Origin of the sequence: Streptomyces sp. IMTB 2501, assembly GCF_001953885.1 — a bacterium.
GTDB lineage: Bacteria > Actinomycetota > Actinomycetes > Streptomycetales > Streptomycetaceae > Streptomyces.
Genome location: NZ_MQUS01000003.1, coordinates 54,997 through 71,060 on the forward strand (window position 1 = coordinate 54,997; position 16,064 = coordinate 71,060).

Below are 16,064 nucleotides of genomic sequence, written 5' to 3' on the forward strand. Positions count from 1 at the left end.
GCCTACCGTGGCCCGCGTTGTCACGGAGGTAGACCCTTTCGGCGAGAGTTCCTCATCGGAGCCGGATTGTCAGTGGCGGGTGTCACTCTGTGGGCATGACGAATGTGAAGGGCCGGACGGTTGCGCCGGTCGCCTACGATGCCCCGGATGTCGACTGGGACGCCGCGGCCGGCGTCTTCGACGACGAGCCGGACCATGGCCTGCGCGACCCCGGGATCCGCGCCGCCTGGGCGGCCAGACTCCGCTCCTGGCTGCCCGAGCGCCCCGCCGACGTCCTCGACCTCGGCTGCGGCACCGGCAGCCTGTCGCTCCTCGCGGCCGAACAGGGACACCGTGTGACCGGCGTCGACTCCTCCCCGGCGATGGTCGAGCGGGCCCGCGCCAAGCTCGCCGGGTACGACGCGGCGGTCCTGCGCGGGGATGCCGCCACCCCGCCGGTGGGGGAGCGGCGCTTCGACGTCGTCCTGGTGCGGCATGTGCTCTGGACCCTGCCGGGACCGGACAGGGTGCTGCGGCACTGGCGGGACCTGCTGCGGCCCGGAGGGCGGCTCGTGCTGGTCGAGGGGGTCTGGGGGACCCTGAACCCCGTCGGCATCCCCGCCGAGCACCTCACCGCCCTGCTCGCGCCGCTGAGCCCGGAGATACGCGTGGAGCGCCTGTCCGACGACCCGCTGTTGTGGGGGAAGGCGGTGACGGACGAGCGGTACGCCGTGGTGGCCGGCATAGGACACCCGTCAGGTCAGTAGCTCCTCGAAGCCGCCCTTGCGGGCCAGCCTCTCCAGTTCGTCCAGGGCGGCCACGGCGGCGGAGGCGGCCTCGGGGTCCGTCTCCGCCAGCCCGCTCTCGGCGAACTCGTCCTCGTCCAGCCGTCGTACGTCCGTGCCGTCGGCGGAGCGCCACAGGTCCAGGTCCAGGTCTTCCACGGTCAGTTCGGCGCCGGTGCGCACCGCCGGGCGGGTGATGTCGCAGTACCAGCCCTTCACCGTGCCGTCCGCGGCGCGCACCTCCTTCACCGCGTACCAGCGGTCCCGCCAGTAGTACTCGGTGAAGACGTCACCCGGCTCGAAGCGGACGAAGCCGAAGTCCCGGGCGCCGGCGCCCGCCCAGGGCGCGCGTACGGCGATGCGGGTGCCGTCGTCGCCGAGCAGCTCGGCCGGGTAACGGATCTTCGTCCGGCCGGCCTTGACCAGGACGACCTCCAACTGTTCCAGTTCGTCAGCCGAGTTCACGGACATGGCGTACCTCCGTCGCGCAGATCTCGTACCCGAGCCACTCGTTGATCGCGATCATCGGGTCGTTCCCGGTGTCGTTGCCGGTGAAGGCCTCGGTGACACCGGCGGCCCGGGCCCGGTAGAGAGAGTGGATCTTGGCGAGCTTGGCCAGGCCGCGCCCGCGATGGGACTGGGCGGTGCCGGTCATCGCGGTGGCGTACCGGGTGCCGCCGTCGGTGTAGGCCACGCTGAAGGCCACTGGGCGGCCCTCGACACACGCGGCCACCGTCAGGTCGCGGTCCAGCAGCGGATGCTTCCAGTACTGCTCGATCCAGGCCTCGTAGTCGGTCAACTCGTAGTCGACGTCGCCCGGTTCGTCCAGCATCGTCTCCGCGTCCAGCTCGAACAGCGGGCGCGGGTCGTCCGCGAAGTCCGCGGCTGTACGCAGCTCGACGCCCGGCGGGGTCTCCGGTACGGGCGGGAGAGCGGAGCCCGCCAGGTCGCGGCGCAGGAAGTGGGCGGAACGGCTGCCCCGATAGCCGTGGCGTTCCGCGAAGGCGCGGTTGGCCGGATCGTCGAGGACCCAGCTGAACACCCTGGTCGCTCCCTGGGCGGCTAGGTGCTCCTCGGCCGCCCGCAGCAGGAGCCCGCCGGCGCCGCGACCGGTCCGGTCCGGTCGGACGTAGACGTTCAGGAGACCCTGGCCCGGCTCCGTGCTGTCGTGGGCCAGATGGACCTGGGCCGTGCCGATCACCTCGCCGTCCTCCTCCGCGATCAACGGGCGATAGCGCGCCTCGGGCGGCATGCGGAGCGCGTCGTGGCGGATCGAGTCCGAGGTGAACAGGATGTACGGAAGGGCGAGATGGCGGACCCGGGCGAAGCCCTCGGTGTCCGCGGGGACGCCGGGGCGGAGGTCACGCACGATCACAGTCATGGGGATGCACCGTACGGGGATACGTGCCGGGGATGCCTCTGATTTTCCACCCGTGGGGGACAATCGGCCCGTGAGCCTGAAGATCCGCATCGATGACAGCGCGCCCCCGTACGAGCAGGTGCGGGCGCAGATCTCCGCACAGGCCCGGTCCGGGGGCTTGCCGGTGGGATACCGGTTGCCGACCGTGCGGGGGCTGGCCGAGTCCCTGGGCCTCGCCGTGAACACCGTGGCCAAGGCGTACCGGGCGCTGGAGACCGACGGGGTGATCGAGACGCGGGGGCGCAACGGAACGTTCGTGGCTGCCGCCGGCTCGGCCGCGGAGCGTGAGGCGTCCTTGGCCGCACAGGCTTACGCCGAGCGTGTCCGGCGGCTCGGGCTCACCGAGGATGACGCGTTGGCCGCCGTGCGGGATGCCCTGCGGGCTGCCTACGGGAAATAGCGGGCTGGAGCGCTGCCCGGAGCGACGGAGAAGAACCGGTCGCGAGAATCAGTGGCGCTTCGCCGGCTCCGGGAACCGTGTCACCCGCAGGCCCGCCCTCTCCGCCGCCCTTGCGAACGTCACCGCGTCCTGTACCGCCGCACCTCCCGGGTCGTTGTTGAAGTACGCGTACACGTCGTCCCCCGACCCTTCCCGCCATGTCGTCGCGATGCGGTCCACCCAGGTCTCCAGGGAGCGGCGGCCGTAGTGGGGCCAGGGGGTGGCTCGGCCCTCGTGGAAGCGGACGTAGCCCCAGTCGGTGGTGCGCCACAGGGGCGTCGTCGGGTGGGCCTGGACGTCCGCCCAGCACAGGGCCGCGTGCCGGGCCGACAGGACCTCACGGACTTCCGCTGTCCACCAGGAGTCGTGGCGCGGTTCCACGGCGACCCTCGTACCGCGCGGGAAGCAGGCCAGGCAGGTGTCCAGGAGCGCGGGGTCGGCGCGCAGGGTCGGCGGGAGCTGGAGGAGGATTGGGCCCAGGCGGTCGCCGAGGCCCGCCGCGTGGGTCATCAGGCGGTCGACCGGTTCGGCGGGGTCCTTCAGGCGCTTGATGTGGGTCAGATAGCGGCTGGCCTTGACCGCGACGACGAAGTCCGCCGGGACCCGCTCCCGCCAGGTCTCGAAGTTCTCGCGGGACGGGAGACGGTAGAACGCGTTGTTGATCTCCACCGTCGCGAAGAGCCGGGTGTACTCCTCCAGCCACAGCCGAGCCGGGACCCCGGCCGGATAGACGAGGTCCCGCCAGTCCTTGTACTGCCACCCCGAGGTGCCGACGAACAAGGTCACAGCACCATCAAAGCACTACAGATACAGGCCCGCGTCCGCGCCGTCCCGCGCCCCCGGCACCGAGGTCGGCGCCGTGCCCCGGCGCAGCGCGAACAGCTCGGCCAGCGTCGCGCCCTCGCGGCCGACGCCCTCCTCGACGCCGAGCCAGTTCACCGCCTCGCGGCGGGTCAGCGGGCCCACCTCGATACGGGCCAGGCAGCGCCCGGGGCGGACCACCGCCGGGTGCAGACGCTCCAGATCCTCGTTGGTGGTGACGCCGACCAGCACGTTGCGGCCCTGGCCGAGCAGGCCGTCGGTCAGGTTGAGCAGCCGGGACAGGGCCTGGCCCGCCGTGTGCTTGGCCTCGCCGCGGATCAGCTCGTCGCAGTCCTCCAGGAGCAGCAGCCGCCAGCGGCCCTTTCCCGCGCTGTCCTCCTCGCCGATCGCGATGTCCATCAGATAGCCGACGTCGGAGAAGAGGCGTTCGGGGTCCAGGACGCAGTCCACCTGGCACCAGTCGCGCCAGGAACGGGCCAGCGTGCGCAGGGCCGAGGTCTTGCCGGTGCCGGGCGGGCCGTGCAGGAGGAGCAGCCGGCCGGCGATGTCCTCCGGGGTCGTCTTCATCAGGCGGTCCATGGCGTCCGCCACCGGTGCCGTGTAGTTGGGCCGGACCTCGTCCCAGGTGCCGGCGGAGATCTGCCGGGTGGTGCGGTGCGGGCCGCGCCGGGGGGAGACGTACCAGAAGCCCATCGTCACGTTCTCGGGCTGGGGCTCGGGCTCGTCCGCCGCGCCGTCCGTGGCCTGGTCGAGGACCCGCTTGGCCAGTTCGGCGCTGGTCGCGGTCACCGTGACGTCCGCGCCGCGGTTCCAGCGGGAGACCAGCAGGGTCCAGCCGTCGCCCTCGGCGAGGGTGGCGCTGCGGTCGTCGTCGCGGGCGACCCGCAGTACGCGGGCGCCGTCCGGCAGCAGGGTGGCGTCGGAGCGGACGCGGTCGATGTTGGCCGCGTGCGAGTACGGCTGCTCGCCCGTCGCGAAGCGGCCGAGGAACAGCGCGTCGACGACGTCGGACGGCGAGTCGGAGTCGTCGACGTGGAGCCGGATCGGCAGTGCGTCGTGTGGGTTCGCAGACATGCCGCCATGATCGGGCACGGACCGGCTCCGCGCACGGCAATTCTCCGTTTGTTCCGGGTCTCCCCAAAGCCCGCCGGACGACCTCCCTCCGCCGTTACCGTTGTCCTCGATGGGACGACATGGGTGGGATTCGGATACTCGGCGGTGGCGGTTCACCGCCCTGCTCGGTGTCGGCGCGGCCGTGCTGGCCCTGGCGGTGACCCTGTTCGGCACGCTGACCGGCGGTCCCAGCACCGCCGGCACCACACGTGACGGCGACAAGGTGCACGGCACCCCCGCGAGCCCGGGCGCGAAACCGGAGCCGTACGTCGGCTGGGGGTTCACCCACACCCAGTACAGCGCCGACGAAGGCGCCGGTGCGGCCACCAAGAGCGTGGAGCAGCTGCTCGGCCGGAGCGGCGGGCTGGCGCAGAACCAGCACATCATGGGCTGGGGCGCCGACAATCCCGAACCGGTCAAGGGGCACTACGACTTCGGCGCCCTCGACCGCCGCCTTGACTTCATGCGCGCCTCCGGCGCCACCCCCGTGATCACCCTGTGCTGCTCCCCGGACTGGATGAAGGGCGGCAGGGCCGGCGTCGACAGTACGGACTGGAGCCAGTCCGCCCTGGAGAAGGCGCCCGCCCCCGACCACTACCAGGACTTCGCCGACCTCGCCGCGACCGTCGCCCGCCGCTATCCGGATGTGAAGCACTTCATCGTCTGGAACGAGTTCAAGGGCTTCTGGAACGACGCCGAGTCCCGCTGGGACTACGAGGGATACACCAGGCTGTACAACCTCGTGTACACGGCGCTGAAGAAGGTCGACAAGGACATCATGGTCGGCGGGCCGTATCTGGTGATGGACAGCCTCGACCCGCGTGACCAGAACGCCTCCGGCGCGCTGAAAGGCCCGTGGGGCGCCGTGGACCGGCGGGTGCTCGACGCCTTCTCGTACTGGAACGCGCACAAGGCCGGCGCCGACTTCACCGTCGTCGACGGCTCCAGCTACACCCACGACGACGACCTGCTGCCCGACGAGTTCGGGGCCACCGACAAGCTGACGGCGGTCAGCGAGTGGCTGCGGCGGCAGACCCACGGCCTGCCGCTGTGGTGGGCCGAGTACTACGTGGAGCCCGGCGACGGCAACGGCGACCGCACCGGCTGGACCGAGCCGCACCGCGTCGCCGTACAGGCCACCGGCATGATCGCCATGGTCAGGGGCGGCGCCGGATCCGGCTTCTACTGGAACCCGGAGGAGAAGACCGGTTCCGGCTGCGCCGGCTGCCTGTGGACGCCGACCGACGGCTCCGGCGGAGGCAAAGCCCTGCCCATGTACGACCTGGTGTCCCGGTTCGCCAAGGCGTTCCCGCCCGGAACGGCGTACCGGAACGTGTCCGTCGCGGCCGACGACGTGCCCCATGTCCGCGTCCTGGCGAGCGGGAGGACCGTCCTCGTCGTCAACACGCAGAACCGGGCGATCAGCGCCCAGGTCGACGGCAAACGGTTCGGCATGCAGCCGTACGAGGTGAAGTGGCTCGACCGCTGAGCCACCCCACACCCGTCACCTCGGCGTCATCACTTCAGGGTCAGGAACCGCTGCACCAGCGAGGCCAGCACCACCGCCAGCAGCGGCAGCGAGAACCAGAACATGCCCTGCAGCAGCCGCAGTTGGCGCACCCCCGGCCGCGCCGCGACCCGGACCACCTCCCGCGCGGCCAGCAGCAGGACCAGAAGCACGGCGGACAGCGCGCCGACCACCGACCAGGGCGTCCACGTCACCTGCGGCCCGATCGGCCCCGGATGCGGCTTCGGCACCGCGCCCGCCGGCTGCCTGCGCAGCGCGAACACCGTGACGTCGTCGTTGACCAGGACCTTCGTCAGCTCCTGCCGGTTGTCCAGGTGCTCGATCAGCCGGGGCTCCCAGGTCGCGGAGTAGCCCGCGTCCAGCTGCAGGTAGGTCACCTGACTCCGGTTGATCATCAGATACGAGTGCGGGCCCGCGTCCTTCAGCGCCTTGACCAGGCCCGACACCAGCACCGGGTCGGTCGGGGCCAGAGTGGGCACATAGGACACGCGCTCCATGTCCTTCGACCCCCACGGCATCGCCGGGGTCACGTCGTTGACCGTGTCCTGGGTCAGCCACAGCAGCCGTACCGTCGGCTTGTCATGGGCGTACACCCAGTTCATGGCGGCGACCTCGCCGGGCCGGGTGCGCTCGAACGGCTCGTTGCCCCAGCGGGCCACCAGGAAGCCGCCCATCAGCAGCAGCCCGGCCAGCAGCGCGGCCAGCGGAGCGAGGCTCACCCGGTCCTTCTCGCGCTCCTTCGCCGTGACGCCGGTGCGCGGGAAGAGGGCGAGGGCGCCGAGCAGAGTCGCGCCCGGCACCGCGAACATGAAGACGCGCAGCGCCATCTCACCGCCGTACGACTGCATGCCGAAGCCCAGGAACGGCACGAAGGTCAGCACCAGCAGGGAGCGTTCGCGGTAGCGGTGGAAGCGGCGCCGCCACCAGCCCCAGCAGGCGAACGCCAGCACCGAGCCGGCCAGCAGCACCCGGGTGTACAGCACCAGTTTGTGCGTGGAACTGCCGCCCTGGATACGGCCGGAGACGGAGGTGGAGACATTGCTGCCGACCCCGCCGACCCCGCCGAACAGGTCGTTGAAGTGCCCGGACCAGTACGGCTCGGCCATGAAGCCCACCCACACCGCGACCAGCACCGCGCAGAGCAACGGCAGCCCGCGCAGTTCGGACCGGCCGAACAGGACCAGGGCCGCGAGCACGCCGAGCATGATGAACGGGGTGAGCTGGTGCGCGGGCACGCTCGCCACGTACAGGCCGATCAGCACCAGGAGCAGGACCGCACGCTGGCGCCGGTCCGTCGGCTCCACCTCCGCCTCGCCCGGACGGAACTTCGTCCAGATCACGCGCGGCGGGCGGAACCAGACCAGCAGGATCGCCACGAACATCAGATACAGCAGATAGGTGAAGCCCTGCGGCGAGAAGTAGTCCTGGCCGACCCAGCCGCACAGCACGAAGAGCCAGACGCCGGTCCACTTCGCCCGCCAGCTCGCCCGCATCGACCGGGTGAGCAGGAACATCGGTGCCAGATAGGCGAGTTGGATCGCCGTCGGCCACCAGCGGATGACCTCGGTGAAGTCGGTGACCCCGCAGGCCCGGCCGACGAACGCGGCCACCGCGAAGAAGCCCGGCCAGCTCCAGCGGGCGTCCAGGCCCGGTACGGCGGAGCCGGTGCGGTCGATGTAGTCGATGAAGCCGAGATGCTGCCAGGCCGTCGGGAACCGTGGCTGGGTCTCGATCACGGCGGGCAGCGCGTGCAGTGACACGACCGTCGCCAGCAGGGTGAGCAGCAGCAGCGCCCGGTGCTCACGGCGCAGCCAGAGCAGCGCGGTGAAGGCGGCGACCAGCAGCCCCGCTCCGACGAGGGTGGGCAGCGGCAGCACCGAGATCAGCCCGAGGCCGCCCATCCGGTCCAGATCGGCCTCGCCGAGCCGCAGCGCGGGCACCCAGTACAGCAGCAGTGCGGCGATCAGCAGGCAGCCGAGGACGACTCCGGAGCGGGTGGGCAGCAGCCGCCGGTGGGGGGATACGGGTGCCGCTGGTTCCTCGGGCCCGGCTTCGTCAGGTACGGCGGGCTCGGGCGAGAGTGCGTCGCGCTTGGCCAGGGACGCGTCCAGCTCCTCCGTCGTGAACGGCGCGTCGACCTCCGCCGCCTCGGCCTCGCGCAGCAGTCGGGCCTCGGCCGGGCCCAGCGAGGTCTCGCTGCCGGGCTCTCTCTCCTCCACCGGAAGCCCCACCGGGAGCCCGGCCCGAAGCACCGGAGGGGGCGCCGGTGTACCGGCGGGTGGGGTGCCCGGGCCCGGGCGGACGTCCGGGCGGCGCTCCACATGGTCGAAGTCGACATGGATGCCGAGGGCCAGTGTGTCGGTGTCCAGCGCCCAGGCCGGGCTGTGCCGGTGGGCCGAGGGAGGGGACGGGATCTCGGGCGCCCCCAGGTCGGCGAGGTCCCCGTCGGCCGCGGCCGTGTCGGGCACGGCGTCGGAGGCGGTTCGGATCGTCTTCCACAGCCGCGGCGCGGCGATCGCCGCGATCACCGCGAGGCTGCCGGCCTCGGCGATGCCCGCGCCGGTCAGCCCCATCCGGGGCAGGAGCAGCAGGGTCAGACCCAGCGTCAGCACACACAACAGGCCCTGGAACAGGGCGAGTCCGGCGGTGCGGCTGCGGGCCCGCAGCACCGCGAAGTACGTCTCGATGACGACCCGCAGCATCGAGCCGACCGCGAGCCAGCGCAGCAGCGGGGTCGCGGCGGACGCGTAGCCCGCGCCGAACACGCCGAGGATCCAGGGCGCGCCGGTGATCAGCAGGGCCGCGATCGGAAGCATGATCCGGGCCATCCGCCGCAGCGCGGCACGGGTGTTGGCGGCCAGGCGGTCCGGGTCGTGCGAGCCCTCGACGGTGAGGGACGCGCCCATGTTGATGGCGAGCAGGTCGGTCGTACCGCCGATGGTGGTGGCGATGTAGAAGTAGGCGTTCTCGGCGGAGCTGACCTGCGAGGCGACGAGCACCGGCACGAGGTAGATCACGGCGAGCGAGAACAGCGAGCCGGTGTAGTCCCCGGCCAGGAACCGGCCGACCTGCTTCAGCGTGGGCGGCTGGGCGCGGCCCTCGGTCGCCTTGATGTGCCGGGGCACCAGCCGCCGGAACACCAGCCAGCCCAGCGGCACCACCGAGGTGGCGATGGCGGCCACCCAGGAGACGAAGACACCGGCGGTCGGGATGGCGACGGCGAGCGCGACGAGCAGGGCCAGCTTCACGGCCGAGAACACGGTGTTGCCCACCGGCACCCAGGTCGCGCTGCGCAGCCCGGTCAGCACCCCGTCCTGCAGGGTGAGCAGGTTCCAGGCGACGACGGCCACGATGAAGCCGAGCCCGTTGACCGTGCCGTGCAGGAACCGGTACGACGGCCCCCAGGTGTCCAGGGTGAGCAGGAAGCCGCCCGCCGCGAGCGCAACGACCAGGGAACTGCCCGCGTAGGTACGGAAGATGAGCGTGCCGGTGCGTTTCCCGGACACCGGGATGAAGCGGGCCAGGGCACCGGTCAGGGTCACCGCGGTCAGCCCGGCGAGGAACTTCATCGCGGCGATGGCGGCCGAGCCCTGCCCGACCGCCGACTCGGAGTAGTAGCGCGCCGCGGCCAGCCAGAAGCCGAGCCCGAGGACGGCGCTGATACCCGTGTTGAGCATCAGCGCATAGGCGTTGCGGAACAGCGGGCTGCCGTCGGCGGACCGGCCCGTGCCGGGCAGCCGGAGGCGCCGCCCGGACTTCTCGGGCGCCTCGGCGTCGGGCGTCGCGGCCTCGGTTGTTGTGGTCGTGTCAGACACGGGAACGGATGGCCTTCCGGCGGACCTGGCGGGCTCTGCGGACGAGGGCGTACCCCTTGGTGAGGGCACGGTCCCTGGCGAAGGCGCGGGTGACGGCACGGCCCTGCAGCAGCCGCTCGAACTCCTCGGCACCCGTGGCGCGCCGCACCGTGACCCGTTCGAGCGCGTACGGCCCCTGGCGGCGGCGGGCGAGCGCGTTGCCGACGGCGAGCGCCTGGGCGTAGCCGTCCGCGCGCACGGCCTGGCGGACCCTGCGGCTGGAGTAGCCGTAGGGATAGGCGAACGACACCGGGCGGCCGCCGAGTTCGTCCGTGACGATCTCCGTGCAGCGGGTCAGCTCCGTGCGCAGGGCGTCGTCGTCGAGCTGGTCGAGCTGCGGGTGGGTATGGCTGTGTCCGCCGATCTCGACGCCGGCGGCGGCCAGTTCGCGCACCTGCCGCCAGTCGAGCATGGTGTCCAGGCCGCCTCCGGTGTCGTACGCGCCCCTGATCCAGCCGGTGGAGACGAACAGCGTGGCGGGGAAGCCGTGCTTGGCGAGCACGGGCAGCGCGTGCCGGTGCACGCCCTCGTAGCCGTCGTCGAAGGTGATCAGCACCGGCCGGGCGGGCAGCGGGGCGCCGGTGCGCCAGCGGTCCGCGAGGTCGGCGGTGGTGACCGGGGTCAGGCCCAGGTCACCGATGAGCGCCATCTGCTCCGCGAACGCCTCCGGCGCGACCGACAGGGCGCGGGTGGCGTCGTTGGGCGCGGTCGCCACGGAGTGGTACATGAGGATGGGGACGGGAGTGTCACTCATGGGTGCCCCCTTCGGAACCGGTGCGGGCCTCGGGGCTCTCCGGGATCGGCGCCGACGAGAACGACGTACCACTGCGCCGCGCCCGCACGCTTCCCACCGCATAGCCGCCCGCCGCGGTGAGGACACCGGCGACGATCGCGCCCGCGCGGCCCGCGCCGCCCGGCCGGGCCAGCAGGGCGTCCCGCAGGCCACGGGCGACCCCTGCGGGCAACACCCTTGTGGTGTACCGGCGTTCGGACTGCAGCCCCTCGCCGGCGCCCACGCTGCGGGCGACCAGCGCCTTGGACAGGCCCTCGGCGTAGGTGCGGGTGCGGAAGTAGGCGAAGTGCTCGCGGGGTGCGGGCACCCGGTGGTGGATGACCGCGCGGTCGTCGATGAGCAGGACGGCGTCGGGGCGGGCCCGGGTGAGCCGGATGCACAGCTCCGTCTCCTCGCACCCCAGCGGACGGCGGTCGCCGTCGCGGCCGATGCCGGTGGCGAAGCCGCCCGCCGCGTCGAACGCCGTACGCCGGAAGGAAGCGTTTCCTCCGAGCACATTGCGGACCCGGACCCGGCCCGGCGGCAGCCCCTTGTAGGTGCAGCCGACCACCCAGTCGAACTCCTCCGGGAACCAGGCCGGCCGCCGGCCCGACGCCCAGACGGGTTCGGTGCGGCCGCCGACCGCCATGACGCGCGGGTCGGCGTACCCCTCGGCGAAGCGGCGCAGCCAGTCGCGTTCGGCCACGGCGTCGTCGTCCAGGAAGGCGATGACCTCGCCGTGGGAGGCGGCGATGCCGGTGTTGCGGCCGGCGGACAGGCCGCGCGGGCCCGCGTTGTCCAGCACACGGACGCCCTCGGTCTCCTTGTACTCGCGGGCCAGCCGGTCCCTCAGGGCCGGGTTGTGGTCCACAACCAGGAGCGTCTCCAGCGCCGGATACGACTGCGCGCGCACCGAGGAGACCGCCGCGAGGATGTCCTCCCAGCGGTCCTCGGTGTACACGCAGATCACGACGGAGATGCCGGGATCTGTCAAGACAGCTCTCCCCGGACCGTGTCGAGCATCGGCGAGTGCTGTTCCTGGCGGCGCAGCTCGCGCCGGTTGGAGCGCTCCCCGAGGATGACCTTGAGCACCCGGAACCCGTCGCGCACGGCCCGCAGATTGCTGGTGCCGTGGATGCGGAGGTACTCGTGGCTCGGGATCTCCTGGACCTTCAGACCGGCCTTGACCACTCTGATGTTCATCAGCGTCTCGACCTCGAAGCCGGTGCAGTCGAGGTCGATCTTGTCCAGGCAGTGCCGCCAGAACGCGTTGTAGCCATAGCACAGGTCGGTGTAGCGGGCGCCGAACTTGCGGTTGACGACCGTGCACAGCGCCCAGTTGCCGAGCTTGCGGATGAAGGTCATGTCGTCGGTGCCGCCGCCGTTGGCGAAGCGCGAGCCCTTGGCGAAGTCTGCGCCGGAGACCAGCGCGGAGACGTAACTGACGATCTCGCCGCCGTCGGCCGAGCCGTCCGCGTCGACCATGACGATGATGTCGCCGCTGCAGGCCTCGAACCCGGTGATCAGGGCATCCCCTTTGCCCTTGCCGTGCTGTTCGACGACCTTGACGCCCGGCCACAGGGAACGGGCCACTTCGACGGTGTCGTCGGTGGAATTGCCGTCCACCAGCACGACTTCGTGTATCCAGTGCGGAAGTGTCTTGAAGACGTACGGAAGATTCTCCGCCTCGTTCATGGCGGGAATCACCACGCTCACCGGCGGAGTGATCGCCAGGTGAGAGGAGATCGGCCGATAGTGTGCGGCGATCGACGGATCTTGTTGCCCTGAACTGGGCGGTCGCAGAACGGAACTCATGAGTCTTTTCCCTCTCGTCCGGTGGACCGCCCACCCCCGGGCGGCCCGGCTCTGTGTCCGGTTCGAAAGGGGGGTTTCTCATCTTCGGCACGGCGAATTGATCGCCGATGGTTCGATCCCTGCTGAATCGATCTCCGGCGAATTGATCTCCGTATCCCCAGATGAGCTGGCAAAGCTGGCCGGTCTGCCGGAGAAAAATGGCAGCCGGTCGCGCGGCACGACTCGGTCACAGTTGCGGTCACCGAGCACGGCACCCCCCTACCGCGCCCCGCACCGGTGAACGTCGCGGCCCTGAGCCCTCCCCTGGAGCCGTGTGCCGACGTGCCGGTGCGGGTGAGTTGTATGACGGTATTGACGATTGAACCCGAAAGGCAACCCCTGGAAGGCTGCCTCACGCTTTTGTTGGTTTGGCCGTTACACAACTTTGGCCGCTCTTAGTCAGTGTTGTGCGCGTTTTCCGGAAATTTGTTCCCGGAGTGACACCAGAAACAGAAGCAGCACACTCAGCACGGTCACCGCGACCACCCCGCCGTGGACCGACCAGCGATGGACCGCGAGCATGCCCTGGGTCACCAGCATGTTGACGACGACCGAGCCCGCGAGCGCACAGAGCGCCCGCCCGAAGGGATCCAGCCCGCGCAGTGCCGCGGCGATCGCCACGGCCGGCGCCGCCAGCAGGAAGAAGAGGGTGCACGGGCCGCGCAGCGGAGAGGCCGAGTCGATGAGGGCGAGCAGCGCGCCGACGGCTGCCACGGCGGTCCCGGCCCCCGCGAGCAGCGGCAATGAAGATGTCTTGATGCGTAAGGTCTGCATTGGCGACTTTGCCCCCCGACGCGCCGGATGCCGGGCTTCAATGTGGCGCAGTCCAAGCGGCGCCGTCAAGACGACGGTTGTCGAACCGTCACCAGAGGTGACATGTACGCGCAATAGATGAACGGTGAATGTTTCTGGTTGATCCTGTTGAGACCCTAAAAGTCTTGGCATGGACACTTCCCGTCAACACGCGTAGTTGCTACGACAGTTGCGGCAGAGATCCTGCTAAAGGGAGGTTCCATGAGACGTTCCCGACTTACCGGACTCGTTACCTCACTCCTCCTCGCCGCCGGCCTCGGACTCACCGGAGCCGCGTCGGCGCAGGCCTCCTCGACAGCCGCGACCGGCGGTTATGTCGCCCTCGGCGACTCCTACTCGTCCGGAGTCGGCTCGGGCAGCTACATCAGCTCCAGCGGCAGCTGCGACCGCAGCACGAAGGCGTACCCGTACCTGTGGAACGCCGCCCACGGCCCGTCCTCGTTCGCCTTCGACGCCTGCTCCGGCGCCACGACGGACGACGTGATGGCCAATCAGCTCGGCTCGCTGAACTCCTCCACCTCACTGGTGTCCCTCACCATCGGCGGCAACGACGCCGGCTTCTCCGACGTCATGACGACCTGTGTGATCCAGTCCGACAGCGCCTGTCTCTCCCGCATCGACACCGCCAAGGCGTACGTCGACTCCACGCTCCCCGGCAAACTGGACACCGTCTACGACGCGATCACCGCCAAGGCCCCCGACGCCGAGGTGGTCGTCCTCGGCTACCCCCGCTTCTACCTGCTCGGCCAGACCTGTCTCGGCCTCTCCGACACCAAGCGGTCCGCGATCAACGGCGCGGCCGACTACATCGACGCCGCCATCCAGAAGCGCGCCCAGGCCCACGGGTTCGTCTTCGGTGACGTCCGCTCCGCGTTCTCCAGCCACGAGATCTGCTCCGGAGACTCCTGGCTGCACAGCGTCAACTGGCTCGACATCAGCGAGTCGTACCACCCCACCGCGGCCGGCCAGTCCGGCGGCTATCTGCCGGCGCTCACGAACAACGCGTGACCCGAACGGGCTCGCCCCCGGGGTGAGCTTTCCCGCCCTCAGGGTGAACTCCCCGGTGAGCCCGACGCCGAAGCGGAGGCCCCGCCCGTCGGGGTCTCCGTCGCCGTCTGCGAGCAACTCACCGAGAACGGCACGGAGTTCGACGCCATCCGCACCGGGCCGCGCACCTTCACACTGATCTGGTCCTCGGTCGTCCCGCTGCCCGAGTACACCGTCAGGGTCACCCGCACCTTCTGCGTCCTGCCTCCGCCGGCCGGGAAGGGCAGCGTCCGCCACCCCGGGTCCGACACCGACCCGCGCGTCGACACCCAGCGGTACTCCACCCGCGCCGGCAGCCGCCCCACCGTGAACGTCGCCGTGAAGGCCGGCGTCTGCGCGGCCGGCGGGGGACAGGTCCCGGAGTGCGTGGTGTGCGCGCCGGCCACGGTGACCTGCACGGACTGCGCCGGCTGCGTGCTCGGTGACGCGCTGGTGCTCGCGGCCGACGGCGTCCCGGTGTTCGAGTCGGTGCTGTCGCGCGCGGTCGGCGCGTGCGCGCTGTCGCTCGCCGAGGCGCCGCCCGCGTTCCCCCGGCCGCCGCCGTTGTCGCGGTGCAGCAGCGCGTACGTCAGCCCCGCCAGCGCGAGCAACACCGCGAGCAGGCCCGCCACCAGCACCACACCGGCCCGCCGGGGTCGTCCCGGCGCCGCGGACGTCGTCGTGCCGGACAGCGCCGGCGGGGTGGGAGAGGGCGGTTGGGGGTAGGCGGTGGCGTACTCCCGGTCCACGGCCGTCGGGGCGATGTACGGCGGCGGCAGTGGCATCGTGGCCGCGCGGGGCGTTCCTTCCCCGGAGAGGGCGCCCCCAGCCGCGACGATCCGCAGCTCGTGTTCCGCCCGCTCGGCATCCAGCCGCTCGGCGGGGTCCTTGCGCAGCAGCCCCTCGATGACCGGGGCGAGCGGCCCGGCCCGGCGCGGTGGCGGCAACTCCTCGTCCACCACGGCACGCAGGGTGCTGATCGGGGTGTCGTACCGGAACGGCGAGACGCCCTCCACCGCCGCGTACAGCAGCACCCCCAGTGACCACAGATCGGACTCCGGCCCCGGTGTCCGCCCCAACGCCCGCTCCGGGGCGAGGAATTCGGGGGAGCCGACCACCTCGCCGGTCATGGTCAGCGCGGAGCTGCCCTCGACCGAGGCGATGCCGAAGTCGGTCAGCACCACCCGGCCGTCGTTCGCGAGCAGCACATTGGCCGGCTTCACGTCCCGGTGCAGCACTCCGACGGCGTGCGCGGCACGCAGCGCGGACAGCACCTCGGCACCGATGTGCGCCGCCCGCTGCGGCGTCGGCGGACCCTCCGCCTCCAACTGGTCGGCGAGCGACAGCCCGCGCACCAGCTCCATCACGATCCACGGCCGGCCGCCCTCCAGCGCCACGTCGTACACCGTGACCACATTGCGGTTCGAGACCCGGGCCGCCGCCCACGCCTCGCGCTCCAGGCGTGCGTACATCCGCTCCACATCGGCGGCTGGCAGCCCGGCAGGGGCCCGCACCTCCTTGACGGCCACTTCGCGGTGCAGCACCTCGTCCCGGGCGCGCCACACCGTGCCCATGCCGCCCTCACCCAGCGCGGACAGCAGACGGTAGCGGCCCGCGATCACACGTTCACGGCCCGGCTCTTCGGACACGGGCGCCCCC

14 protein-coding genes are annotated in these 16,064 nt (G+C 71.3%); 4 read left to right on the forward strand and 10 right to left on the reverse strand.

The annotated features are described in order from the left end of the window. The first annotated feature begins 95 nt into the window (after positions 1-95). Positions 96-746 (forward strand): bifunctional 2-polyprenyl-6-hydroxyphenol methylase/3-demethylubiquinol 3-O-methyltransferase UbiG, encoded by a 651-nt coding sequence (locus tag AV521_RS06680; RefSeq protein ID WP_076084898.1) that lies wholly within the window; start codon positions 96-98, stop codon positions 744-746. Here the strand turns inward: AV521_RS06680 and AV521_RS06685 are convergent. Both AV521_RS06685 and AV521_RS06690 read right to left on the reverse strand, forming a co-directional pair. After that, positions 735-1,235, reverse strand: a complete 501-nt coding sequence (locus AV521_RS06685; RefSeq protein ID WP_076084900.1) for a DUF402 domain-containing protein — start codon at positions 1,233-1,235, stop codon at positions 735-737. The genes AV521_RS06680 and AV521_RS06685 overlap by 12 nt on opposite strands. Beyond that, positions 1,216-2,145: a GNAT family N-acetyltransferase gene (locus AV521_RS06690; RefSeq protein ID WP_076084902.1), complete on the reverse strand. Its 930-nt coding sequence runs from the start codon at positions 2,143-2,145 to the stop codon at positions 1,216-1,218. Before AV521_RS06690 ends, AV521_RS06685 begins: the two co-directional genes overlap by 20 nt. A gap of 70 nt (positions 2,146-2,215) precedes the next feature. Between AV521_RS06690 and AV521_RS06695 the strand changes: the two genes are divergently transcribed. Further along, on the forward strand, positions 2,216-2,584 hold the full coding sequence (locus AV521_RS06695; protein WP_076084904.1) for a GntR family transcriptional regulator: 369 nt from the start codon (positions 2,216-2,218) through the stop codon (positions 2,582-2,584). A gap of 48 nt (positions 2,585-2,632) precedes the next feature. Here AV521_RS06695 and AV521_RS06700 read toward each other — a convergent pair whose 3' ends face one another. Both AV521_RS06700 and AV521_RS06705 read right to left on the reverse strand, forming a co-directional pair. Beyond that, a complete protein-coding gene (locus AV521_RS06700) occupies positions 2,633-3,409 on the reverse strand; it encodes a DUF72 domain-containing protein (protein ID WP_076084906.1) in 777 nt (258 codons plus the stop codon). 15 nt (positions 3,410-3,424) lie between these two features. Further along, positions 3,425-4,519 carry a DUF5925 domain-containing protein gene (locus tag AV521_RS06705; RefSeq protein WP_076084908.1) on the reverse strand — a complete coding sequence of 365 codons (1,095 nt, stop codon included), beginning with the start codon at positions 4,517-4,519 and terminating at the stop codon, positions 3,425-3,427. A gap of 109 nt (positions 4,520-4,628) precedes the next feature. Here AV521_RS06705 and AV521_RS06710 point away from each other — a divergent pair, with 109 nt between their 5' ends. Continuing rightward, positions 4,629-6,047 (forward strand): xylan 1,4-beta-xylosidase, encoded by a 1,419-nt coding sequence (locus AV521_RS06710; RefSeq protein ID WP_076084910.1) that lies wholly within the window; start codon positions 4,629-4,631, stop codon positions 6,045-6,047. A gap of 29 nt (positions 6,048-6,076) precedes the next feature. Here the strand turns inward: AV521_RS06710 and AV521_RS06715 are convergent, their stop codons facing one another. From AV521_RS06715 to AV521_RS06735, 5 genes are all read right to left on the reverse strand, one after another. Further along, a complete protein-coding gene (locus AV521_RS06715) occupies positions 6,077-9,901 on the reverse strand; it encodes a lipopolysaccharide biosynthesis protein (RefSeq protein ID WP_076084912.1) in 3,825 nt (1,274 codons plus the stop codon). Next, positions 9,894-10,694 carry a polysaccharide deacetylase family protein gene (locus AV521_RS06720; RefSeq protein WP_076084914.1) on the reverse strand — a complete coding sequence of 267 codons (801 nt, stop codon included), beginning with the start codon at positions 10,692-10,694 and terminating at the stop codon, positions 9,894-9,896. The genes AV521_RS06715 and AV521_RS06720 overlap by 8 nt, the downstream gene beginning before the upstream one ends. Beyond that, positions 10,687-11,706 carry a glycosyltransferase family 2 protein gene (locus tag AV521_RS06725; RefSeq protein WP_076084916.1) on the reverse strand — a complete coding sequence of 340 codons (1,020 nt, stop codon included), beginning with the start codon at positions 11,704-11,706 and terminating at the stop codon, positions 10,687-10,689. Before AV521_RS06725 ends, AV521_RS06720 begins: the two co-directional genes overlap by 8 nt. Continuing rightward, positions 11,703-12,527 (reverse strand): glycosyltransferase family 2 protein, encoded by an 825-nt coding sequence (locus AV521_RS06730; protein ID WP_076084918.1) that lies wholly within the window; start codon positions 12,525-12,527, stop codon positions 11,703-11,705. The genes AV521_RS06725 and AV521_RS06730 overlap by 4 nt, the downstream gene beginning before the upstream one ends. Before the next feature lie 438 nt (positions 12,528-12,965). Further along, a complete protein-coding gene (locus tag AV521_RS06735) occupies positions 12,966-13,409 on the reverse strand; it encodes a hypothetical protein (protein WP_256725458.1) in 444 nt (147 codons plus the stop codon). Between the two features lie 171 nt (positions 13,410-13,580). On the opposite strand from AV521_RS06735, the gene AV521_RS06740 reads away from it, so the two are divergent. After that, entirely contained in the window at positions 13,581-14,387 is an 807-nt protein-coding gene (locus tag AV521_RS06740) for an SGNH/GDSL hydrolase family protein (protein WP_076084924.1), read from the forward strand. A 38-nt stretch (positions 14,388-14,425) separates the two neighbouring features. On the opposite strand, the gene AV521_RS06745 is transcribed toward AV521_RS06740, so the two are convergent. Continuing rightward, positions 14,426-16,054, reverse strand: coding sequence for a serine/threonine-protein kinase (locus tag AV521_RS06745; RefSeq protein ID WP_076084927.1), 1,629 nt, complete (start codon positions 16,052-16,054; stop codon positions 14,426-14,428). Positions 16,055-16,064 lie beyond the last annotated feature (10 nt).

What these genes read in the sequence shown, in the direction of transcription:
- AV521_RS06680 (WP_076084898.1), top strand. Translation starts at nt 96, where the DNA reads ATGACGAATGTGAAGGGCCGGACGGTTGCGCCGGTCGCCTACGATGCC.
- AV521_RS06685 (WP_076084900.1), bottom strand. Translation starts at nt 1,235, where the DNA reads ATGTCCGTGAACTCGGCTGACGAACTGGAACAGTTGGAGGTCGTCCTG.
- AV521_RS06690 (WP_076084902.1), bottom strand. Translation starts at nt 2,145, where the DNA reads ATGACTGTGATCGTGCGTGACCTCCGCCCCGGCGTCCCCGCGGACACC.
- AV521_RS06705 (WP_076084908.1), bottom strand. Translation starts at nt 4,519, where the DNA reads ATGTCTGCGAACCCACACGACGCACTGCCGATCCGGCTCCACGTCGAC.
- AV521_RS06710 (WP_076084910.1), top strand. Translation starts at nt 4,629, where the DNA reads ATGGGACGACATGGGTGGGATTCGGATACTCGGCGGTGGCGGTTCACC.
- AV521_RS06720 (WP_076084914.1), bottom strand. Translation starts at nt 10,694, where the DNA reads ATGAGTGACACTCCCGTCCCCATCCTCATGTACCACTCCGTGGCGACC.
- AV521_RS06730 (WP_076084918.1), bottom strand. Translation starts at nt 12,527, where the DNA reads ATGAGTTCCGTTCTGCGACCGCCCAGTTCAGGGCAACAAGATCCGTCG.
- AV521_RS06740 (WP_076084924.1), top strand. Translation starts at nt 13,581, where the DNA reads ATGAGACGTTCCCGACTTACCGGACTCGTTACCTCACTCCTCCTCGCC.